General features: G+C 45.2%; 20 protein-coding genes. 6 read left to right on the top strand and 14 right to left on the bottom strand.

The window, feature by feature from the left end:
* Window position 1: 1 nt before the first annotated feature.
* Window positions 2-3,532 carry a TraB/GumN family protein gene (locus tag ACRD7P_RS09410; protein ID WP_430907297.1) on the bottom strand — a complete coding sequence of 1,177 codons (3,531 nt, stop codon included), beginning with the start codon at window positions 3,530-3,532 and terminating at the stop codon, window positions 2-4.
* 311 nt (window positions 3,533-3,843) lie between these two features.
* Here ACRD7P_RS09410 and hemH point away from each other — a divergent pair, with 311 nt between their 5' ends.
* Window positions 3,844-4,875, top strand: a complete 1,032-nt coding sequence (gene hemH / locus ACRD7P_RS09405; protein WP_430907296.1) for a ferrochelatase — start codon at window positions 3,844-3,846, stop codon at window positions 4,873-4,875.
* Between the two features lie 101 nt (window positions 4,876-4,976).
* On the opposite strand, the gene ACRD7P_RS09400 is transcribed toward hemH, so the two are convergent.
* Window positions 4,977-5,708, bottom strand: coding sequence for a hypothetical protein (locus ACRD7P_RS09400; protein WP_430907295.1), 732 nt, complete (start codon window positions 5,706-5,708; stop codon window positions 4,977-4,979).
* An 88-nt stretch (window positions 5,709-5,796) separates the two neighbouring features.
* On the opposite strand from ACRD7P_RS09400, the gene ACRD7P_RS09395 reads away from it, so the two are divergent.
* From ACRD7P_RS09395 to ACRD7P_RS09375, 5 genes are all read left to right on the top strand, one after another.
* On the top strand, window positions 5,797-6,342 hold the full coding sequence (locus ACRD7P_RS09395) for an RNA polymerase sigma factor (RefSeq protein ID WP_430907294.1): 546 nt from the start codon (window positions 5,797-5,799) through the stop codon (window positions 6,340-6,342).
* Between the two features lie 47 nt (window positions 6,343-6,389).
* Entirely contained in the window at window positions 6,390-7,301 is a 912-nt protein-coding gene (locus ACRD7P_RS09390; RefSeq protein WP_430907293.1) for a FecR family protein, read from the top strand.
* Window positions 7,294-9,801: a TonB-dependent receptor gene (locus ACRD7P_RS09385; RefSeq protein ID WP_430907292.1), complete on the top strand. Its 2,508-nt coding sequence runs from the start codon at window positions 7,294-7,296 to the stop codon at window positions 9,799-9,801. The genes ACRD7P_RS09390 and ACRD7P_RS09385 overlap by 8 nt, the downstream gene beginning before the upstream one ends.
* Window positions 9,802-10,443: 642 nt before the next feature.
* A complete protein-coding gene (locus ACRD7P_RS09380; protein WP_430907291.1) occupies window positions 10,444-11,832 on the top strand; it encodes an MATE family efflux transporter in 1,389 nt (462 codons plus the stop codon).
* A gap of 207 nt (window positions 11,833-12,039) precedes the next feature.
* Window positions 12,040-12,285, top strand: coding sequence for a hypothetical protein (locus tag ACRD7P_RS09375; RefSeq protein WP_430907290.1), 246 nt, complete (start codon window positions 12,040-12,042; stop codon window positions 12,283-12,285).
* Here ACRD7P_RS09375 and ACRD7P_RS09370 read toward each other — a convergent pair.
* The 12 genes from ACRD7P_RS09370 to ACRD7P_RS09315 form a co-directional block, all read right to left on the bottom strand.
* Window positions 12,282-12,572 (bottom strand): hypothetical protein, encoded by a 291-nt coding sequence (locus tag ACRD7P_RS09370; protein WP_430907289.1) that lies wholly within the window; start codon window positions 12,570-12,572, stop codon window positions 12,282-12,284. The genes ACRD7P_RS09375 and ACRD7P_RS09370 overlap by 4 nt on opposite strands.
* Complete coding sequence (locus ACRD7P_RS09365; protein ID WP_430907288.1) at window positions 12,547-13,032, bottom strand: hypothetical protein; 486 nt, start codon at window positions 13,030-13,032, stop codon at window positions 12,547-12,549. Before ACRD7P_RS09365 ends, ACRD7P_RS09370 begins: the two co-directional genes overlap by 26 nt.
* Complete coding sequence (locus ACRD7P_RS09360; RefSeq protein WP_430907287.1) at window positions 13,016-13,159, bottom strand: hypothetical protein; 144 nt, start codon at window positions 13,157-13,159, stop codon at window positions 13,016-13,018. The genes ACRD7P_RS09365 and ACRD7P_RS09360 overlap by 17 nt, the downstream gene beginning before the upstream one ends.
* A gap of 275 nt (window positions 13,160-13,434) precedes the next feature.
* Window positions 13,435-14,223 (bottom strand): EcsC family protein, encoded by a 789-nt coding sequence (locus tag ACRD7P_RS09355; protein ID WP_430907286.1) that lies wholly within the window; start codon window positions 14,221-14,223, stop codon window positions 13,435-13,437.
* Between the two features lie 118 nt (window positions 14,224-14,341).
* The gene (locus tag ACRD7P_RS09350) at window positions 14,342-14,617 is read right to left on the bottom strand and encodes a hypothetical protein (RefSeq protein ID WP_430907285.1); all 276 of its coding nucleotides are present in this window, start codon (window positions 14,615-14,617) and stop codon (window positions 14,342-14,344) included.
* 269 nt (window positions 14,618-14,886) lie between these two features.
* Window positions 14,887-15,546: a carboxypeptidase-like regulatory domain-containing protein gene (locus ACRD7P_RS09345; RefSeq protein WP_430907284.1), complete on the bottom strand. Its 660-nt coding sequence runs from the start codon at window positions 15,544-15,546 to the stop codon at window positions 14,887-14,889.
* 156 nt (window positions 15,547-15,702) lie between these two features.
* Complete coding sequence (locus ACRD7P_RS09340) at window positions 15,703-17,277, bottom strand: hypothetical protein (RefSeq protein WP_430907283.1); 1,575 nt, start codon at window positions 17,275-17,277, stop codon at window positions 15,703-15,705.
* 20 nt (window positions 17,278-17,297) lie between these two features.
* Entirely contained in the window at window positions 17,298-18,080 is a 783-nt protein-coding gene (locus ACRD7P_RS09335; RefSeq protein ID WP_430907314.1) for an enoyl-CoA hydratase/isomerase family protein, read from the bottom strand.
* Window positions 18,081-18,101: 21 nt separating this feature from the next.
* Window positions 18,102-18,398, bottom strand: a complete 297-nt coding sequence (locus ACRD7P_RS09330) for an ArsR/SmtB family transcription factor (protein WP_430907282.1) — start codon at window positions 18,396-18,398, stop codon at window positions 18,102-18,104.
* The gene (locus ACRD7P_RS09325) at window positions 18,398-18,811 is read right to left on the bottom strand and encodes an SRPBCC family protein (protein ID WP_430907281.1); all 414 of its coding nucleotides are present in this window, start codon (window positions 18,809-18,811) and stop codon (window positions 18,398-18,400) included. The genes ACRD7P_RS09330 and ACRD7P_RS09325 overlap by 1 nt, the downstream gene beginning before the upstream one ends.
* Window positions 18,811-19,362 (bottom strand): DUF5655 domain-containing protein, encoded by a 552-nt coding sequence (locus tag ACRD7P_RS09320; RefSeq protein ID WP_430907280.1) that lies wholly within the window; start codon window positions 19,360-19,362, stop codon window positions 18,811-18,813. Before ACRD7P_RS09320 ends, ACRD7P_RS09325 begins: the two co-directional genes overlap by 1 nt.
* 244 nt (window positions 19,363-19,606) lie before the next feature.
* Window positions 19,607-21,046: an ATP-binding protein gene (locus ACRD7P_RS09315; protein ID WP_430907313.1), complete on the bottom strand. Its 1,440-nt coding sequence runs from the start codon at window positions 21,044-21,046 to the stop codon at window positions 19,607-19,609.
* Between the last annotated feature and the right edge of the window lie 446 nt (window positions 21,047-21,492).

Below are 21,492 nucleotides of genomic sequence, written 5' to 3'. Positions count from 1 at the left end.
GTTAATAACCATGAAATCCATAACCGCCATAGCCATTGTTACGGTATACTTCGGCCCGTTGGTGGTCCTGTAGCAAAAACTCTTCGGTAATATAGCGTATGGCATCTGCTTCGGTATCGGTATCTTCGATGCGAACGGACGCTTTTTTATACATCGGTTTGATGCCAAGACCGCCATCCTTGGCGAATACGACCAGGTTCATGCTATGATTGCTATCGTAATCGCTGTCTTTTCTGGTCTTAAAATAAAACCCTTCCACCTTTTTTCCTTGGTAGACCATCTCCTTGCTTTTCACAAATTGTAGGGAATCTTTTTTAGGGTTGAAATACCCATTTTCAAAGAGCACCGATTCGGCCAAATGACGTTGTGTTTTAAAGGTCTCGGGAAACAGTTTGGTCTTCCCGATCTGTTTTAGCTTCCCATAGAGCATGGCCCTGCTGTTGACGTCTGCCGCAAGATCATCTATGGTCCCCTTGGGCATCGGCATTTCGGCCTTGGCGACCAAAGCGGCATAGGTGGTCCGTATGCGACGGTCCTTTATTTGCCATAAACGATCAAAGAACAACTGTACGTCCTTTTCGTTTCGAAACGGATACAGCAGTACCGCGGCATCTTCCAAAACTCTTTTGCCATTATTCTGTACATCGGGATAGTACTCGTTCTGACCGGTATCAGCGGCATTTCCGAGTTCCCTTTTTAGCTGCATTTTGGCATCGTTCAACAACTGCTTTCGATACTTTTTATAGCTTTTGGGCTTTATCAGTCCCTTGGTCTGCAAACGGGCCAGCAACGAAAAGATCCATGGCTTGTATTCTTTTATGCCACTGTAATCCAGCAACTCTGGAAAAAGCTCCTTTGCCAAGGGCAAACTGTCCTTATAGGGCCGAAAAATACGGCGTATCTCAAAGGTATTGGACACCAAGGGCAGGTCTTTTGACAATAGTTCCAACAACAATGCCGTGGACGCCTTATCCGCCTTGCCGCTCAACGCCTGCAATATTTTGGTCTGCGCGTCGGAATTGTTATACGAACGCCCATAAAACGCTTTTAGGAAAGGAACCACGTCGGGATGTTCCAGTTTCCCCAGTTGTTGGATGAGGTATGCCTGAATGTGTTTTTTATCATCTGGATATTCGAAATTGGCAATGTAATGCTTTAGGGAATCAACATGCTTTTCCTTAAAATTGATAAAGCTAAAACCATTGATTACGATACTGTCATTTTTTTGGAGGGCCTTAAAAAAATCGGGGGTCTTATCCCTTATGATGTTCTTTCCGATAATGGTGTCGGTCAGTTCAAAATGATCAAAAAAGGTCTGTACAAAACGGCTCGGGGCATGAACGGTATCCACTTTGGCCTTTATTTCATAAAGCAGCCCGTTTTTCAGTACATTTTTAATCAAAATACCACGGGTACTTGCCGTATCGGTCAAGGTGAGCTCCAATTCGTAACGGCCGTCATCAAAAGCGTTTCTTTTTTCTTTCGACACTACAAAGAGTTCGTTGGAATAGAATTTCTTGCGCAGGGCCCAAACGGAATCGATGTCGGGAAACATCATAAAGTCGTGGGACTTGTTCAACACCACCGAAATGGCCTCGTTGTTCTTGTTCTGGTATATGGTTTTTTTGTTGAAGGCCGCATAGGGTTTCGGTCGGTTTCTTCCCTTCAGATACTGGCTGCTGTTCTCCACAAATTTGGGCGGCTTTACCGTACTTTTTGTTCGAAAGAACATGGCCGTATCGACCACGGTTTGAAATGCTTTGGTATAGGAAGGTGTTTTTATCTTGAACGAATCAAAATAGTCGCCCGCCACGGATTCCGTATCGGTCACACATCCCATAAGGTAATAGTCCCCTCCTTTGAAGGCCGTTTTTAAATACAGGCGTTTTTGTGCGACAGTATCGATCAGCGCTTGCGAGGTGAGCGTGCTTCCCTTGAAGGCGTCGTATTGTGGAACAATATCGAGGTCCTGGTAAAAACGCTTTTGGATCTGTTTCAGTTCAAAGGAATCCTGTTCGATAAAATTGACATCGTTCAAGGTCGCTTTCTGCAAAAAGTAATAACTTTCCGAAGCAGGGTCGAACCCCTGAACCAAACGCGCACCCTTTCTACTTCGATTGGGAAAACTATGCAACGATGGCATTCGGATCTCAAAATCGTCAAACTCGGAACACAACACCAAAGGTTCGGCATTGGTGGTCTTAAAACGGATACTATTGAAAATGGTATCTGCATGGCGTGCTACATAATCGCCATCACCTCCCATTTTAAAAATGATGATTTCCAAGGGGGTAACATACACGTGGTACCGTTGATGGTCCCCATTTTTCAATCGATTCTTAATATCCAGTCCGTCAAAACCATTTCTTTTGATCCGCTCTTTTTCCAATATGGTGCCCGGAATATTCTCGAACAACATTTGGTCGAGTGTTTCGATATCGAAAGAGGTGTCTTTTTTTAGATAAGAAAAAGTCGGAATCCGGTTTACCATTACATAACTTCCGTTCGCAAGATCGGGCGAAATATAGCTCGTGGTCGGTTTTTCGGAGGCCGGATACAGCTTATTGGGCAACAACACGCTAAAAAATGCGTCGTCGACCGTTTCGGTGCCGTATTCGTTGTTCCGCAGGGTCGTTTCCAGCTTTTCCTTGATTTGTTTGCCTTTCGATGTCGATTTGGAACCCAACGGTTTTACGGTATACCCCATATCCCGAAGCAAGGCGATCACGCCCTGTTCCCCGGGCAAATGTGCCGCGCCGATACCGGTAAAGGTTTTTGCCTTCCGTATGGTAGAGTCGAGGCGTTTTGCCATATTCCGGTTTCGCTTGAAAAGCATGTTCTCCAAGTAATGTTCGGTGTACATTCCCTTATCGATGGAGTCGAGCAGGTTAATGTTCCGGTCCCGATACGCATCCTGTAACAGCGTGGTAAAGTCTTGCTGTTGCATTTTTTTCTGCAACCATTCGTCGGGCTTTTGCTTCATTGGATTCATGCTGGCCCTTCCCACCAGGGTTGCCGATTCTTCCAAATCTTCAAGGGCTACGATAGCTTTCTCGAATTTTTTGCCGGACTGGTAAATGAACATGTCCAAATAGGTTTCCTCCTCAAAATCCTGTGCGTACGAATTGCTCCGGTACAAAATGCCGTTGACCCGGCTATCGTTGAACGCCAAATAGGCCGCCATTTCGTCCTTTCTAGGGTTCTCGACGCGAAAGGGATACATGTAAAAGCCCTTGGTATAAAAACCGTTTTGGGAACCATAACCGCCCAGCCCCATAAGGTCGTCGTTTTCCAACCAAGTGCCGGGATCCGACTCCAGGGCGACCACCTCACTTTTGTCCAAGGCCTCGTAGAACACATCGTCCAAACGAAATGCGATACGCCTGCTCACGTGCATAGTGCCATACAAGTAAGAGGTTTGGTCGAGTCCGTTTCCTGAAATTTCCCAAAGTAGGCTATTGGTTTCTTGGGCAGTGATGCTACCGCAAAAAATAAAAAGGAGAAGGAGTTGTAATGTACGCATCAATATCATTCTGTTCCGACTAGTTTTAAAGGAATCAAGGTATACAAAGAACACCAAAAAAGAAGTATCGGCACTCCCTATTTTCCGTTAAAATGCCATAGGGTTCTTGGTATAACGATAGAATGACCATCATATTTTTTAAGGAACGCTATTTTTATACGACACCACAACAAACTCCTATAAAAAGTAGTTGCCATAGTTTTCCGAGCATCCGTTCATTACATTGATACAAACTATACCGTCATTGAAAACTATTTTCCATAATCCATATTCGAAAAGGTGTCTAAGGCTTATTTTTGCATTTCAAAACGACGTTGTGCATGAAAGGGGTATTACTTGTAAATTTAGGTTCGCCGGACAGTCCTACGGCAAAGGACGTTAAACCATATTTGGACGAGTTTTTAATGGACGAACGGGTCATCGACGTTCCGGTGCTGTTGCGCAACCTACTGGTTCGCGGAATCATTTTACAAACGCGTCCCAAAAAATCGGCCAAGGCCTACGCCAAAATTTGGTGGGACGAAGGTTCTCCCTTGGTAGTGTTGTCGGAACGTTTTACGGAAAAACTGCGCCAGCATACCGAAATGCCGGTCGCTTTGGGAATGCGGTACGGTAGCATGTCGATCCACAAGGCATTCGAGGAGCTACAACAGAAAAATGTGGATGAAGTACTGTTGGTGCCCCTATATCCGCATTATGCCATGTCGAGCTACGAAACCGTAGTGGTCAAGGCCATGGAAGTATCCCAAAAACACTTCCCACAACTGAAAATTACCACCTTGCCGGCCTTTTACAAAAATGCCGATTATATAAAAGTACTTTCGGAAAGTATAGCGGAAGGGCTAAAAGATTTCGAATACGACCATATTTTGTTTTCCTACCATGGTATTCCGGAAAGACATATCCGCAAATCGGACCCTACCCGCTTTCATTGTAAAATAGACGGGAGTTGTTGCAGCATCAACTCAGTAGCGCACAATACCTGTTACCGACATCAGGTATATGAAACCACCGCTTTGGTAAAGGAACATTTGGGATTGTCCGATGAAAAAACGAGTACTTCCTTTCAGTCCCGTTTGGCGGGAGACCCATGGTTAAAACCGTATACGGACTATGAATTTGAACGGCTGGCCAAAGAAGGAAAAAAACGGCTGGCAGTGGTCACGGCAGCCTTTGTCAGTGATTGTTTGGAAACCTTGGAAGAAATTGCCATGGAAGGCAAAGAACAGTTTATGGAGGCCGGTGGCGAATCCTATAAACATATTTCTTGCCTTAACGATAGCGACGCTTGGGTGTCCGTTATGGCCAATTGGGTAAACGAATGGCAACGGAGCGAAGTGTTATTACCTTAAATAACGAGGGTTTGTTCGGAACTTGGGACTTGGGACAGGTGGTAGCGCTTATCGCAAAAAATACAAGCCGGGCAGGGCGGTATCGGGGCCGTTAATCCAACTTATTCGTAATCGTCGTCATACTCGTCTTCCAATAATTCATCCTGGCAGACATCTTGGTTTTCCGTGATAAACTTTTCCGTTTCTTCCAAACTGTTCGCTTCAAATTCGGTGTCCTCCCCTATTTCAAAAATTTGGGGAAAAACCGGTTCTACAATTTGATCTTCGTTGATTTTTGCGATAAAGCTCAGTAGGTCTGCATCGTTTTGAATACCGATATCGGTAAGGTTTTCGGTAAGCCGATTGAACACCTTGAACGTTATCGGGTATTGGATGTCCACACAGGTTATCCTTTCCGCAGCGGCAGTTTCTTCGTTACAGTCAACAACGATATTGTCAAAGGCAGTTTGGTTCTCCACACTTCTTGTTAACAGGTTGGACACCATAACGTTAATTGGAAAATCGATAAGAATGATATCTTCATCATCATCGGAAAAGTCGAGCAGCTCCTGAATGCGGTCATAATCCGATGGTTCCGAAATGGTCAAATGTTCGGAATTTACCTTTATCGAGATCGGGAGTACGATCGAAATACAGGAAGAGCCGTCAAGAATATCGTCCGAAACGGTATCGGGAGCGGCAATGGCCGTAAGCAAACGGGCAACATTGGAATCGGCGACCAAACGTTCTTCGGGTTCCGTTCCTTCATAAATCGTTTCTTCCTGTCTACAGGAAACATGGACCAATAGTAGAAGGAAACACAGGTTTCGCAGCAATTGTAAAAATTTGATCATGTTTTGTTATTTATCGGTTGTCACCTATAGAACAACCGAACTAAAAAAAATCCCGATAATTTAATTTGAAATCCCGCATTCCGTACTTTTGAAGGAAATTACCACCATTTTGGAAAAACCCCTGTACACCGATATTTGCCAAGAGGCGCTTTTCGAAAAAGTATACAACCAACACGCCCGTAACCTTCAGGATTTCCTGTATTATAAATACGGTAACAACCTCAACCCTGCCGACAAGATGCAGGAAGCATTTGTAAAACTTTGGGAAAACTGCTCCAAAGTCACCTTCGAAAAAGCCAAATCATACCTGTTTACCGTTGCCAATAATATGATGTTGAACGAGGTAAAGCACCAAAAAGTTGTGTTGGCCCATAAAAAAATACCCACTAACGACCGTACCAATGAAAATCCGGAGTACCTGTTGCAGCAACAAGAATACTATAAAAAGTATCGAGATTGCCTCGCCAAAATGAGCGAGGAACAGCGCACCGCATTTCTCTTAAGTAAGGTAGAGGGAAAAAAACATAGCGAAATTGCCGAAATGTTGGGCGTCACCAAAAAGGTGGTGGAGTACCGTATTTACTCGGCTTTTGCGTTATTGAAAAAAGATCTTGAAAATTTTCGTGTAAAATAATCAGGAGTTTTCAAGTTTAGGTTGTTCTATATCAAAGTAACCGAATTATGAATCAGGAAGACTTAGAAAAAAAGTGGCTTTTAGAAACGTTGGAAGAAACTGAGGCCAAAGCGTTCCATGCTTTAGAGGATGCCGACTTTTACGAAAACATCGTAAAGGATGCCGCTGCCTTTAAGGCGGCCGATTTTTCTGAGACTCCCGATTTTGCCAGTTTCAAGAAAACGCGAATGCCACAGGCGGCACCGACACCGGTTAGATCTCTTTGGAGAGGACGGTTCTTGCGCATTGCCGGCGTATTCGTCATTCTTTTTGGCCTCTATTACCTATTCCTCATAAACAACGGCACTGATATCGCTACCGGAATGGCCGAAAAAACCGAAATCACCTTGCCCGATGGCAGTATCGCATCCTTGAATGCCGGTTCCTCATTGGCGTTCAACGAAAATGATTGGGACACCGAAAGATCGGTAACCCTTACCGGAGAGGCATATTTTGATGTTGAAAAAGGTTCCAAGTTCGATGTGGTTACCGAAAACGGTACCGTTAGTGTACTGGGAACGGAGTTCAATGTGCGCTTAAGGGAAGGCATTCTTGAGGTACGTTGCTATGAAGGTTCCGTAAGGGTACAACGCGGTGCGGTCACCGAAATTTTGCAGGTTGGCCATAACGTACAGCTTACCGGTACCAAGGCCGTTCTTGGAAACCATACGGCCACCACACCGGAATGGACACAAAACAAAAGTGTTTTTGAACGCACCAAGGCAACGGTCGTATTTGCCGAAATGGAACGTCAGTTCGGGGTTTCCATCGATCATGATGCCATCGATTCCGAAATGCGCTTCACCGGAGGCTTCGATCACAATGATCTTGAAACGGCACTGAAGGCCGTAACGCTACCGTTGGACCTCGAGTATGAAATACTAAAGCCCGATATGGTACGTTTAAGTACTCGTGAGTAAAAAGAACGTACTAAAAGCCTTACTTATATGCTTCATTGTTCCATCCCTCTTCTCCCAATCTGGAGAAGAAAGGGATTTTAGTGCTATCATACAAGACTTACAAAACCGCTTTGAAGTACAGTTCAATTATGCCTCGGAACTTGCCGAAAATACAGTACTGGCAGCCCCTGACAGCGATTTAAAATTACGGCCGTCCTTAGAATATCTTGAAAAAAAACTCAACCTTCGATTTGAATTTCTTTCGCCAACGGTCATTTCCATCTTTAGAAAAACAACGATCTGTGGACGCATTCTGGACAAGAATACCGGGGAGCCGCTTCCCTATGCTACGGTGCAGACCGAGAAAAAAGGTACGATTACCGATGAGGGGGGGTACTTTGAAATGGAGCTTCCCAAAACGGCACGTCAACTGCAGGTACACCATATCGGACATCGAAGTCTTTACCGAAGTACCGCCTTCCTGAGCAAAAACGATTGTGCGGACCTCTATCTGATCGCTCGACCCGAGGAGCTGGAAGAGGTCATTATTTACGATTATATTATACGGGGTATGGCCAAATCGAGCGAAGGGTCCTATGATATCGATTTTAAGCGAATGGGACTGCTTCCCGGACTCATCGATGACGATGTACTGCAAACGGTACAAGTACTTCCCGGCATACAGAGTGTGGACGAAACGGTGTCCAACATCAACATCAGGGGAGGGAGCAACGATCAAAACCTGTTTCTTTGGGACGGCATTAAAATGTACCAATCGGGACATTTCTTTGGTCTCATCTCCATGTACAATCCGTACATCACCAAAAACGTATCCCTCAAAAAAAATGGAAGCTCGGCCGGGATGACCGATGGGGTTTCCGGCACCATCGCCATGGCTACCGAAAATTATATCGATCCGGACACCAAGGGCGGTATTTCCATCAATCTTTTGGATGCCGCGGGTTTTTCCAATATTGCCCTATCTTCTAAAAGTTCCCTAAAGGTAGCGGCCCGCAAATCGATCAGTGATTTTGTGGACACCCCAACCTTTTCATCCTATTTTGATCGCATTGCACAAAATACGGAAGTATCCAATGCCGAAGAAAACGCTTCCGGAGAATCCGATATCGGCTTCGATTATTATGATACCGCGTTGCGTTTGCTCTACAGGCCATCGGAAAAAGATCGAATAAGGGCCAATGTAATCTACGTGAGCAACGAATTGAACTTTACCGAAAACCCGATGACCTCCAGTTTTGGACAGGGAAGGGAGAGTATGGCCGAACAGAACAGCCTAGGTTTTGGCCTTTTTTACACCCGGCAATGGAACCGGTCCGTACATACCGATATCGAAATCTATAATACCGATTACCGTTTGCGCGCGGTGAATGCGAACGTGGAAAGAAACCAACGTTTCCTTCAGGAAAATACGGTGTCGGAAACCGGCGCCAAACTTTCCATATCATCGGCGCTGGGCGAAAACTCCCGTTTTTCGAACGGGGTACAGTTGTTCGAAACCAAGGTCACCAACCTGGACGATGTGGACGAACCCCGCTTTATAGACCTTCAAGGGAATGTATTACGCACGTATGCCCTGTGGTCGGAACTGTCGCTCCTTCCCCCCAACAAACAGACCCGCGCCAATATAGGCCTTCGCTACAATTATTTGGACAAGTTTCAAAAACAGCTGATAGAACCTCGGATCGGAATCAATCACAAAATATCCAAAAAATTTGATGCAGAATTGCTTGGGGAGTTCAAACACCAAAGTACCTCGCAACTGATCAATTTTCAAACCGACTTTTTGGGTCTGGAAAAACGCCGATGGCAGCTTGCCGATGAAGTATCGGTACCCGTAATTACCAGTAGACAGGTATCTCTGGGCCTCAATTTTAACGACCGTGGCTGGTTGGCCAGTACTGCCGGCTATTACAAAAAGGTTTACGGCATCACCACACAGAGCCAAGGGTTTACCGACCTGTACCAGTTTGCCAGAACTTCAGGGGATTATGCTTCCTATGGTGCGGATGTACTATTGCGTAAAGAATTCAAAAAAAGTGCGGTTTGGGCATGCTATACCTTTTTGAACAGCACCTATTTTTTTGACGAACTACCGGAAACGGAATTCCAAAGTAATTTCAATATTACCAATACCCTTTGCCTGGGTGCAAACAAGGAAATAGGCAAATTTCGTTTGGCGGGCAGCATGAATTATCGCTCGGGAAAACCGTTTACCGGACTAAATGAAACGGAACCGGTAACGGACGGCAGCTTGAACTATAATGCGGCCAATGAGGAACGCCAAAAGCCCTTTTTTAGAACGGATATCTCCACCAGCTACAAAATGGATATCAAAGAAATCGGCTCCCTGCGCTTGGCATTTTCAATTTGGAACGTGCTGAACCGTAAAAATGTGCTGAATACCACCTTTGCGGCCAACAGTGCCGATACTCCCATACGGCGTGAACAACTATCGCTGGGCCTCACACCCAACTTCTCTTTACGGTTTCAGATCGATTGAAGGCTACCGTCGTTTCGCAAGATCATTAAAAACAAAAAACTGCGCTTTCGGGGGAAAAGCGCAGTTTCTTAAGTAGGTACTAAAGATTTGGAACATTAAACTATACAATTATGAGCAAACTTGCAAAAATAGTCGATGTAAGGACCATAAGGCTATATAGTAATGTGGCCTGATTGGAATATAATTTCTCTATTTCCATATTATGGTCTAAAGGTAGGGCGGGGGTCGTTTTGGTATTTTTCATAGGTTTTTGGTATTATAGATTTGGTATCTGTATATAAAACAATCCATCTTCATAAACTCCTGAAAAAAAAGACGCTTTTTTTAAATTTTTCTTAGTCTAAATTCTAATTAGCTGTTTTTCAATAATTTAAAATGAAAAAAATATTGCTCCTTTTTTCGGTTTTTTTTTCATTTCGTTAAACGTTTCACCTTTTACATCAATTATTAGTTAAAATTTGCCTTATACCATTTTAACTGGTAATCGGTATCAAACCCTTGAACATACGCTACAGCTTGTTCCGGAAAAGGTAATGTCGTCCTTTTCAACGGTCGCTTTGCATCTATTCCCAAAGGAACGGAGTACCTTTGTCCTCGTTGTTCAAAATTTCTTTGGGCGACCTACACCTTAAACCTTTAAAAATGGCCAACGTTTCGGCAACAGCACTAGGTTCGGAACCCATAGGGAAGCTCTTGGTTAAACAGGCCGTTCCCGCCTCGATCGGGATATTGGTCATGTCGCTAAACGTACTGGTCGATTCCATTTTTGTAGGCAATTGGATCGGAAGTATCGCCATTGCCGCAATCAACGTGGTGCTGCCCGTCTCCTTTTTTATTGGTGCGCTCGGCATGGCCATCGGCATCGGGGGGTCCAGCATTATTTCCCGTGCGCTCGGGGCGAACGACAGGGCAAAGGCGGTAAATACCTTTGGGAACCAAATAACCCTTACCCTCTTGGTAACCATTTCCATGGTGGTATTGGGCCTTTTTTTTGTTGATTCCCTTATTCCCGCATTTGGGGGCAAGGGCGATATTTTTGCACCGGCGAAGATCTATTATGTTATCGTGCTCTATGGGATTCCTTTTTTAGCGTTGTGCATGATGGGGAATACCGTTATCCGCGCCGAAGGCAAACCCAGGTTCGCCATGATCGCCATGATCATCCCGTCCGTGGGCAACCTTCTTATGGACTATGTTTTTATCTACCTCTTCGACTGGGGTATGGAAGGTGCGGCCTGGGCGACCACTATTGGGTATGTGCTATGCTTCAGCTACATCTTCTACTTTTTTAGGTCGAAACATTCCGAACTAAAATTAGGCCCGAACTGTTTTGTGCTGCGTTTTTCCATTATCAAGGAAATCGGCGCGTTGGGGTTCGTTACCCTTTCGCGCCAAGCGACTACCAGTGTGGTGTATCTATTAATGAACAATATTTTGTTCGGACTTGGTGGCGAGGCAATGGTGGCCGTATACGCCATTATCGGTCGAATGCTCATGTTTGCCCTGTTTCCGGTATTTGGGGTTACCCAAGGTTTTCTGCCCATCGCCGGGTTCAATTATGGGGCAAAAAAATATGATCGGGTGCGCAAAACCATCAATATGGCCATTTTATATGCCGCCCTGTTGGCAACCGTAGTGTTTGTCGGGCTTTTTACATTTCCTGCGGAAATCGCCTCGCTCTTTCTGAGTTCCAAGGAGGGCCTGCCCGAAAGCGAACTGGCCATTAACGCCTTTGTACTGGAACATACTCCCTTGGCCATGCGCTGGGTTTTTGCGGCAACGCCCATAATTGCTTTACAACTGATCGGGGCCGCCTATTTTCAAGCTATCGGGAAAGCCGTTCCGGCGCTGCTACTTACTCTTACGAGGCAGGGATTCTTTTTTATTCCCTTGATCCTTATCCTACCCAAGTATTACGGTGAACTTGGGGTATGGACCTCCTTTGCCATTGCCGATGTGCTGGCCACCCTGGTAACGGGCTTTTATTTGCGAAGGGAAATAAAAAGGACCTTGAACGTACCGGTCGTATAATACCGGGCCGAACCTATAATCGGTCCCACTGGTCAAAACCCTCAGGACAACTACACGATTGTAAGGGGTGTTTTATGGGGTAGTATTTAAGGAGAATACCCCCTAAAAGAAGCCTTCTAAAAAAAAGAACTGCATTGTAACGATAAAATTTGCGACATGTAAATTTTCCCCTACTTTTGTTTCCCTATCTTGCTAATGTTGTTGCAGATGACCTTGTACGATTTTTTAATGTTGGACACCAAGGAACAGATGGCCAAAATTATGGTCAGCGGTACCCTAGTTACCCATTTGCACACCAAAACCAGCTCCTTCGCGCTGTATTCGATACACACCTTTTTTGTAGAGTTGGAATATTTGAAAGAACCGGAAACCAGCAATCAAGAGCCCATATTGCTGCGCAAGCGTATTTTTAAGTCCGGTAATGAAATGGAAAAATATGTAGACGTGCTCTAGCGGTCCAAGCTTCCGCGATCTTCGAGCAGTTTCATCATGGTATAAACCTCTTGGTACATTTTGGACTTGCTTTTCTTGTTGTCCAAAATACGATGGGTATCGTGATAATCGTAGGTGTAGGTAGCGGCAAATTCCTCAATATCGTCAATGTTGAAATCCACGTATTTCTGTAATACATCGGACGGTTTTACCACATGTAACCGATCCTCGTTAAACGCATCGAAAAAGTCCCATAACCCTTCCTTTGCCTTGCCCAACATTTTAAAAATCCCCCGAAGCACCTTCATTTAACTGTTTGCTTTTTTCACTATTCAACTTGTTTCTCCTGTCTAAAAAATAATATACAAAAACGCCGATTGTCGCCGCTATGGTAATGTAAAACTTTGTACTAGTATCATTATAGTCCGTTACCTTTGCGTTCAACAAAAATATCGAAATAGTGTATCCGCTTAAGATGACCGGCACTAGAAGCGCTATGCGATAGTACTTCCCTTTGGCGTCCATCATCCAGCCCAAAAATCCTATATGCGCAAACAAATGGATGAACAAGTTGTATAAAAATACTCTGTAAGAACTAAAGCCTGCTACCCTTCCGTTCGAATTGGTCAACAATTCTTGTAATCCAACTTGAGGAATCCAAGGTCTTACACCTACCGCCTTTGCCGTAATGACATCGTGAAAATAGGGCATGGTCGACACCAAAATGATGCCGACCACAACCAGCAATTCTTTAAGTGTCGTCTTCATCCATTTCTTCTGTGCCAATTGAATCTACGATTATGTCTTCCTCCGCAATATCACTTTTTGTACAAGAACTTCCCAATACCATCATACCTGTTGCCACTAGGGTAAACACTAACTTTTGTAACTTCATAACTATAAAATTTAAGGTTTTTAACGCCCCAAATTTATAGTCCTACCCATGCCGTTCAACGAGTGCTAGTGAAACATATACAACACATATCAACACTTGTAGGATTTTCCTACAAACGCCTACCGTACCTAACAAATGTAAATGAAAGATCTCCAATTGTAAAACGTTTGGCAATCTTTTCGGTGAAATTTTTTTCGTGCCGTTCCCGTACCCCATTTACAAACAGACGTCAGTCTTCGGCCTGACAAGGGCGGGCCCTCACAGCAGTAAACGGTTTACAGGCCGTCGTATGCCCGTTGTACCCTTTTGGCCCCGTATTGGCGTTCCAGCCTTCGAATGGAGAAGTGTGCCTCGGCCATATTTTGAAAATGGTGGATAAAGGCCAAGTTGATGGATGCCCCGCCCGCCGCACCCAAAATCGGGACGGCCTGGGCCACAAATTTTTCGGACACCTGAATGCTAAAACGGGCCGCTATGGAAGCGATAAATTGCAGTACCGGATTGGCACTTCCCCTGAGCAACCCTTCCAAGGCTTTTGTCCCGCCTTTGATGGTGGAACCGAGGGCCACCCGCGAAGCATAATAACCCGTTTCCAAACTGTCGTCGTGTTTGGTATTACCGCCCAGGGCGAATACCTGTAAACAGGCCAGTTGGGTATCGAGTTCGGACAAGTCCTCGCCATGATTGCGGGCGATGTCCATAATGGACCGCATCATCAGCTTGGTGGCTAGGGTAAGATCCACTGCAAAAGCGGAAACCCCTAGGGCACCACCAATAAAACCGGAAGAGGTAACCAAGGCCTTATAGGTCTTGTTCAATGGGGCCGGGGGGCCGTCATTTTTTTTCATGGAGGCCAAATTGGCCTTTACCACCCCGTGCAATACCTTATAACTGAGTTTTTGTAGCCACTGCTGTTGTTTTTTGGGCAAGAGTGCAATACGGTTTTCAATAACATTTCCAAGCTTATTGAGTCCCTGCATGGTCCAATGCACCTGTTCCATTTTGCGTTTGGCGTTCATTAGCGCGAGTTCGTCCTCAATGGTCAATTCCTTGGTCTGTGTCATTTGAATCGTTTATAGTATTGGTAGTAAAAAAAGGGCTTCCGTTACAACCACTTGTGGTATACCCCTGATAACACCCCACCGGCAAGGGGGCCGATCAAGGCATTGCATTTGTTTCAACCTAAAAAATACCTGGAGAAAACATCCAATAAAAGCTCCATAGTACCAAAAACAAACAAAAGGCATAGAACAGATAGTTGAACAGCCTATTGCGCCGTGCCTTGGCCCGAATACGGGCCTTTGCCCGCGCCACCTGTTCCGCCGTAAACGTTTTAAAATCCACTTCGGTAGTATCTCCGTTTTCCAATAACAATTCCTGTATATTTTTTCGTTTTCTTTTTTTGAGCAAGGCCCTATTGGCCTTAACACTCTTCATCGGTTGTCCTGCATAGCCCATAAATTCTAGTTTATTTATGGGTAGCAAATTTCCCCTATTTGTTACAATGGGGATGGGAACTGCTGCACGGGATCCAAGCCATAGCGTATTAAAATCAGCGAATCATCGTTTTACGAAAACAAAGAAATATAGGGGAGCATTTCGAAGCGGTATCGATACCCGATAACCAGTTGTTCCACCGACAAACCATCTTCATAGTATAAAGGACTGCTGGAATTCAATTGATACCATTTTAAAGTTAAAATGGCATCCACTGCCCTGAACTCCGGTTAATAGGGTTCCACGGCAATTTCTCCCAGAATGTGTTCGTTGGAAATCAGTTGTACCTCAATATAAGCGGTATCCACACAAATGCTCGTTTCCGAAGTTTCGTATCCGATGCGGGATGCCAATAGGCTTTGCGGGTTGTCGAACAGTTTTGTGGGTACGGCAATGGAAAAATTCCCTTGTTCGTCCGTAACCACCTTTATATCGGTGTCTTTTACTACAATATGGGCTCCGGACACGGGATGGTTCATTTCCAGCACCTTTCCTTTGATCAAAGTCGTTTCTTCGGCCACCTGCGGCGTCGCAATCCTTCCAAGAAGTACGTCGGTCCGGGGTACTTCGACCCTAGGTTTTCTCTCAGGCTTTTCTTGCGCCATTACAGGATTGGCAAGGGCCAATACCGAGGTAAACCCCAGAAGGAACGCACTTCTTCTAAATTGGTTTCGGGACACCGAAGGCAGCGGAACGTTCAACTGTTCGGGGGTAAAACGCCCGCACAATTTGGCTCCTTTGGCTATTTTTTGGGCCAGCTCCGTTTTGGAGCTAGCGGTAAAATCGACCACTTCTTTGGAGCAGCTACTACAAAAAGCCCCTTTTTCGGTGGCCGTCATCGTATTCCAATCTTCGTGGCAAGGGGTCGGTATCGTAATCTTGTAACGCATGATATCTATTTTATACTGCTAAACTAACGCGGTCCGTACAACGGTAAAACCCTAAATGAGGCAAACGGCCGTTTGGGTGAGGAAAAGGGACCATTTAGTCGTGCTATTTCAAAGTTAAAATGCTAAAAAGGATAACGGACATAGGAATGTTGCTTCCTATTTGCCTTCTTTGGTCGTTTTGGGAACACCAAAACCAACCTTCACCAGCTGTTTTTTACTTCCTCTTTTGGCATAGAACAACAACTGCCCGCGCTCTTTATCGATCAACGGCCTGGAAACCATGATGGGCAAGCGCACCTCCTTGTCATCTATGAGCTTTTGGTAATCCATTTCTCCGGAACCGTTGAGCCGAATGACGAACATGTTCGGATTTTTACTGTATCCCTGTTTGAATATAATTCGGTTTCTGCCCAGCTTTTGTGGGTGCTCCCCGGAGTTGATAAAAAAGTACATGGAATCGTCCTTACCAAAGGCCGTATAGGAGGCGTAGGCCTCATCGCCACGGGTCACTTCGGTTTTATTGATGTTACGGGCCCATTCCATGGTGCCGTCGGCGGCCAACTTGGCACAAACAATATCATTGTAATGGTAGTTTTCCACTTTTCGGGTACTGCTGTCGCCAATGTCGTTTCCGGTAGTAACAAAATACTCTTCGGCACTGAACAGTATCTCTTTTTTTTCGGTGATATGTACATCCTTAAAAATGAGGTTTTTTATTTCGGCGTTCACTTCTCGGCCAAACTTGTCCAACATAAACTGCTCGGAGAACGGATTATACTTTTTTGTTTGCAGCGCAAGGGTTTTGGCATCCAACTTAAAATACACCAGCCCGTTGTAACGCTTGTCCTTACGGTCGGCGTAAAAGCCTACCGCGGTAAGCTCCCCATCGCTCAATAGCGGTTTCAAGGCCTCGGGAAAACGCCCTCCCTCATTGAATTCCTGGGTTTGGTGCCCGCTATTGGTCACCCGTACCAATTCGTATTGAAAACGACGTTCCTTTGCATCGAATCGCCTTTTTTTGAAGTAGGCCTTTCCCATTAGATAAAGCGTTTTCAAATCCTTGGAAACCGCAATATTTTCAAAGGCATAGTTTTTTTCTACAATCTGATCTGAAAAATCATAGACCATTTGTTGCTTTAAATCGGTACCGTAGAGATACATATGGTATTTCTCCGCTTTGCCTTCCCGATGGTGAACGGTAATGGCGAAGGCCGAACGGTCGTCGTTAAAGAAGGTGGCCGTTGAAAAACCGTTTCCAAAATTTCGATTGTATTTGTTTACCGCCAGGGGGTTCAACACCGCTTTGGAGGGCACTGAAAGTATGGTGCGCTCGGTAAAATTAAAATCGTGCAGCGGGCTTTGGTGCACTACATAGGTATAGGCCTCGGAGCGATCATCGTACTTGAGTTCCAAAAGGTATAGCTGCCCGTTACGCACAAAACCATCTACCATATGCTTTCCGGCATACTTGTAATTGTAGTCGGTTTCGAGGTTCATATCGGCATTGTATACCGCTATAAAATGCCCCTTGGGCCGTAGCGGCATTCCTCCATAATAGGTGCGGACCATTACGGTTTTTTCGTCGGAACCATTGATAGATAGTACGGTGGAGAACTTATACCGGTCGGAATAATTCTCGCCCAGGTCGTAATGGATGGGCATTTCTTGGGCGTTGCCGCACAGGGCGACCAACCAAAAGAGCAACAGGGCATGGCGCTTTTGAAATCTCATAAGTAGGTTTTTGGGATACGCTAATTGCCGGGGAAATCCGCTTTGCGTTTTTCCAGAAAAGCAGTAGTGCCCTCCTTAAAATCCGCAGTGCCAAAACAGGCACCAAAAGCTTCGATCTCGGCCTCGTATCCGTTACTAGTACTCTTAAAACCGGCATTTACCGCTTTTATTGCCTGAGCAATGGCAACGGTAGAATTATTCGCTATTTTGGCCGCTATTTTTTTACAGCGGGCCAAAAGGTCCGCTTGCGGCACTACATGGTTTACCAAACCGTAATCCAGGGCCCGGTCGGCCTCGATCATTCCGGCCGTCATGATCAGTTCCATAGCGCGGCCCTTACCGATCAACTGTGGCAATCGTTGGGTACCGCCATAACCCGGTATTACCCCCAACGAGACTTCGGGCAGCCCCATACGGGCATTTTGGGAGGCCACCCTAAAATGGCAGGCCATCGCCAGTTCCAGTCCGCCACCGAGCGCGAACCCATTGATCGCCGCGATTACCGGGGTAGCCAAGTTTTCCACATAATCGAACAATTGTGCCTGTCCCTTGGCGGCCAATTCACTCCCCTGCTCCGTCGAAAAATTGGCGAACTCCGAAATATCGGCCCCCGCTACAAAGGCCTTGTCCCCACTTCCGGTAAGAATGATCGTTTTTACCCGGGCATCGGCATTTAGCTGTTTGAAGGCTTCGTGCAGTTCTTGAATGGTTTCCCGATTGAGCGCATTGAGTTTGCTCGGCCGGTTAATGGTTATAACGGAGGTATGCCCTTCTTGGGCCATCAGTAAGGTGTTGAATTGCATCATTGCTGTTTTGGAAACCGCTTATTGCTCCAAAAATTCGCCCAAACGGTCTAAGTTATCGTTCCAAAAATACTCATACTTTTTCAACCAAAATTGTACTTCTTTCAGGGCCTTGAGCTGTAGGTATAAAAAACGATCCCTTCCCTGCTGATCCACACCCACCAAACCACTGTCGAGCAATACTTTTATGTGTTTGGATACCGCAGGGCGGCTCATATCAAAATTTTCCGCTATGGCATTGATGTTTACCGGTTCACGCGCCACCAAATCGATAATACTCCTCCTTGTAGGGTCGGCAATCGCTTTAAATACATCCATTATGATCGTAAATAAGTTACCAGGTTCTTTGTTAAAATCTTCTTTCGCCATCCGTTCGCCAAAATTTGGCGGACAAATACCCGCTCAAAAATGCCGCTAAACCCGGAATGTTTAAAATAAAGATCCACCGTGTCGCCCTTATCCTTCAGTTCAAAGCTGACCTTGGTATCCAACTTACCATTGCACCAGCTGAACACCAATCTTTTCTTGGGTAATACCTCAAGCACCTCACAATGCACAATACCGTCGAAACCCCTTTGGGGTTCGGTCCTGAACTGAAATTTGTGCCCGATTACAGGTGCAATATCGCAGGGCATCAGCCATTGGCTCATGGCCTCGGGATCGGTGAGTGCCCGCCATAGCCGATCCACGGTACAGGCATAGGTGCGTTTTAATGTAATGTGATCTTTCATCAGTTTAGGAGATATGATTTTTTAATGGTCGCCATTAGGGCATCGTTCACATCGGAAGTGGACCGAAGTACCGTTTCAAAATTCATTCGTTCGGACCCTTTAAAGCTTGTTGCGGCGGTAAAACCCGGTGCCGGGGTAGTTAAATTGATGGCAACGATCACCGCCTCCCCTTTTCCTTTGGTAATCGCAAACCGATTGTTGCGGTAAAAGGGAATATAGGTTTTGCAGGGCCGCACCACTACGTCCTTCCCCAATTTGCCAAGTGCGGTTTTTAAGGTTTCATAGATGTTCCTTGCGTTTTCGGATGTAAAAAGGTCCTTTTCAAAGTTCGATGCCCCCGAATAAGGGTCCTTGTCGGAAAACACCTCATACACTTTTTGGGCCTGAAAATGACCTAGTTGGTGCTCGACCTTTAAAAACCCTATGATTTCCTTTTTTGCTTCCAAACCACTTTTAGCCACGATTGTCGTCCAAGCGGAGATATCCTTGCCAGTTTTACGTTCTAAATTTTGGAGGATGGCCTCCCCCATTTGTTTTGGTCCTAATGCCATGTCGATTGTTTTTATGTAACTTTTAGGTTACAAATATATGCGTAACTTTTTAGTTACGCAAATTTGTAGGCAATAAATTGCTCAAAGGTCCTTACCGAAACCGTGTTCAGGTCGGTAAACCGAGCGCTGTTATAGCGTGAATTGCTGGGAAAGATGGGTTTTCGGAAAGGTTTAAACGAATTACAAGATATCCTAAGAAGATGATAAGCAGAACCAAGCCATTGCCACAACAGCGGCACCTACATTAAGCAATTTTGGGCAACTGACCGCTTTCCGTGGTCTCCCTTGGAAAAAGAACGGTAAACACCGTTCCCTTGCCTTCTTTTGAGGTAAAATCGATTTGACCGTTATAGGTTTCCACAATATTTTTTACCATTCCCAGCCCTAGTCCCATACCGCTGGATTTGGTTGTAAACTTAGGCTCAAAGATCTTTTCTTTATGCTTATCCGCAATGCCTATTCCATTATCGGCCACCGAAATTTTTACGTATGCCCCTTCGGATGCCACCGATACCAAAATACGCGGCGAGGGAACTTCGGGAACGGCCTGAATGGCATTTTTCACCAAATTGGTCAACACCCGGATGAGTTGTGTTCGGTCCAGTTTGGCAATGATCTCTTCCTCCTCGCTGATAAAATGAATATAGTCCTCATTAAAAATGTCCAGGGCCAAGCGCACTATTTTTACCACGTTCAGGGTCTCGTTCTGTTGTGCGGGCATTTTTGCAAAGTTGGAAAAAGCGGAAGCAATATTGCTCATGGTATCAATCTGCTGTATCAAGGTATCCGAAAACTCGGCCATTTTTTTATCGATATCGGGATCATCGGAGTCGAACCTTCGCTCAAAACTCTGCACGCTCAACCGCATGGGCGTAAGCGGGTTTTTAATTTCGTGCGCCACCTGCTTTGCCATCTCCCGCCAAGCCTGCTCCCTTTCACTCCGGGCCAGCTTTGCGGCACTTTGCTGCAACTCGTCGATCATGTTATTGTACGACTTTACGAGCTTTCCGATTTCCTCTCCCGGTTCTGAAATAAATATTTTTTCGTTTCTCCCGGTCAGATCTGTTTTGTCCAGCATATCCGAAATGGTGTGCAACGATCGGGTAATGTACTTTGAAATAAAGTAGGCCAGTGCGATTGCCAGCAACAGCATCAAAAAATACACTCCTACCAAGCGCATCAAAAACTCCCGAAGCTCCCTATCGTTAAAGGTATTGTCCTCGAAATAGGGCAAATTCAAAATTCCTATCGGCTTAAATTTGGCATCGGTAATATAGGTGTAGGAGGCCTGATAGCGATCCCCGGCCGCCGAATTTTCTTCCACATAACGGTTGCGGGCACTTTGCGCCAAATTATTGAGGATTTCGGCATCCAAACAGTTGGAAATGGAATCGTTCTCGAATTTTGGTCGCGAACTTTTGATCAACTCCCCGTCCAAATCGTATATATTGAAGTTTACGTTTTGTACATCGGCAATTTCATAGATCTCATCCTTAAAAATATATTCCAGGTTTTCGGTGGTTGGGGGATAGGTCGTTTTTTTTAAGGTGTAGTTGATGCTCTGCTTTATTTGATCTTCCTTTCGCTCCAGACGGTTATCGTGGTAGTCTCGGTTTTGTTCGTGGTATTGGTATACGGTAATCCCCGCGATCAATACCGAAGCGATCAACACCAGCAGGATCATGGAGATAAAGATCCGCGACCGTAAAGAGAACTTTGTAAACAAATTGAACCAATTTAACTTAGTATACCATGAACTCATTTAGACTTTTTGGATTGAAGCGAAAATTAGTGATTTAAAGGCCTGTTGAAGACTTTTTTGAGTTTCATAGCAGGGCTACGAGAGGAAAAAAAGGCAAAAACAGGGCTGTAAAGGACAATTTTTTAGCCAATTAAAAAAGTCTAAATGAGTTCCATATCTGGTATTAAAGATACTAATACCATTTGAACTCCAAACCGCCCATTATCCGTAGGGTCCGTTCGGGCGTGCCCCCTCGGGGAACAAGTGCCTTATACCATTTCTGGTATTACCCTAGCGATCCGCGCAAATGGTTCCCTTGGACAGGGCCACCAACACCAATCAAAAACCAGGCCATCCGCCCGAAAAATGCTTCCGCTCCCACAAATTAT

This window comes from Maribacter sp. 2-571 (assembly GCF_050589625.1).
In the GTDB taxonomy this organism is placed as follows: domain Bacteria; phylum Bacteroidota; class Bacteroidia; order Flavobacteriales; family Flavobacteriaceae; genus Pelagihabitans.
This window is presented reverse-complemented; position numbering and strand designations above follow the sequence as displayed.

Excerpts from the sequence above, each read along its gene's own strand:
- ACRD7P_RS09410 (WP_430907297.1), bottom strand. The coding sequence starts at position 3,532 with ATGATATTGATGCGTACATTACAACTCCTTCTCCTTTTTATTTTTTGC.
- hemH (WP_430907296.1), top strand. The coding sequence starts at position 3,844 with ATGAAAGGGGTATTACTTGTAAATTTAGGTTCGCCGGACAGTCCTACG.
- ACRD7P_RS09400 (WP_430907295.1), bottom strand. The coding sequence starts at position 5,708 with ATGATCAAATTTTTACAATTGCTGCGAAACCTGTGTTTCCTTCTACTA.
- ACRD7P_RS09390 (WP_430907293.1), top strand. The coding sequence starts at position 6,390 with ATGAATCAGGAAGACTTAGAAAAAAAGTGGCTTTTAGAAACGTTGGAA.
- ACRD7P_RS09380 (WP_430907291.1), top strand. The coding sequence starts at position 10,444 with ATGGCCAACGTTTCGGCAACAGCACTAGGTTCGGAACCCATAGGGAAG.
- ACRD7P_RS09375 (WP_430907290.1), top strand. The coding sequence starts at position 12,040 with ATGACCTTGTACGATTTTTTAATGTTGGACACCAAGGAACAGATGGCC.
- ACRD7P_RS09370 (WP_430907289.1), bottom strand. The coding sequence starts at position 12,572 with ATGAAGGTGCTTCGGGGGATTTTTAAAATGTTGGGCAAGGCAAAGGAA.
- ACRD7P_RS09365 (WP_430907288.1), bottom strand. The coding sequence starts at position 13,032 with ATGAAGACGACACTTAAAGAATTGCTGGTTGTGGTCGGCATCATTTTG.
- ACRD7P_RS09360 (WP_430907287.1), bottom strand. The coding sequence starts at position 13,159 with ATGAAGTTACAAAAGTTAGTGTTTACCCTAGTGGCAACAGGTATGATG.
- ACRD7P_RS09355 (WP_430907286.1), bottom strand. The coding sequence starts at position 14,223 with ATGACACAGACCAAGGAATTGACCATTGAGGACGAACTCGCGCTAATG.
- ACRD7P_RS09350 (WP_430907285.1), bottom strand. The coding sequence starts at position 14,617 with ATGGGCTATGCAGGACAACCGATGAAGAGTGTTAAGGCCAATAGGGCC.
- ACRD7P_RS09345 (WP_430907284.1), bottom strand. The coding sequence starts at position 15,546 with ATGCGTTACAAGATTACGATACCGACCCCTTGCCACGAAGATTGGAAT.
- ACRD7P_RS09340 (WP_430907283.1), bottom strand. The coding sequence starts at position 17,277 with ATGAGATTTCAAAAGCGCCATGCCCTGTTGCTCTTTTGGTTGGTCGCC.
- ACRD7P_RS09335 (WP_430907314.1), bottom strand. The coding sequence starts at position 18,080 with ATGCAATTCAACACCTTACTGATGGCCCAAGAAGGGCATACCTCCGTT.
- ACRD7P_RS09330 (WP_430907282.1), bottom strand. The coding sequence starts at position 18,398 with ATGGATGTATTTAAAGCGATTGCCGACCCTACAAGGAGGAGTATTATC.
- ACRD7P_RS09325 (WP_430907281.1), bottom strand. The coding sequence starts at position 18,811 with ATGAAAGATCACATTACATTAAAACGCACCTATGCCTGTACCGTGGAT.
- ACRD7P_RS09320 (WP_430907280.1), bottom strand. The coding sequence starts at position 19,362 with ATGGCATTAGGACCAAAACAAATGGGGGAGGCCATCCTCCAAAATTTA.
- ACRD7P_RS09315 (WP_430907313.1), bottom strand. The coding sequence starts at position 21,046 with ATGATCCTGCTGGTGTTGATCGCTTCGGTATTGATCGCGGGGATTACC.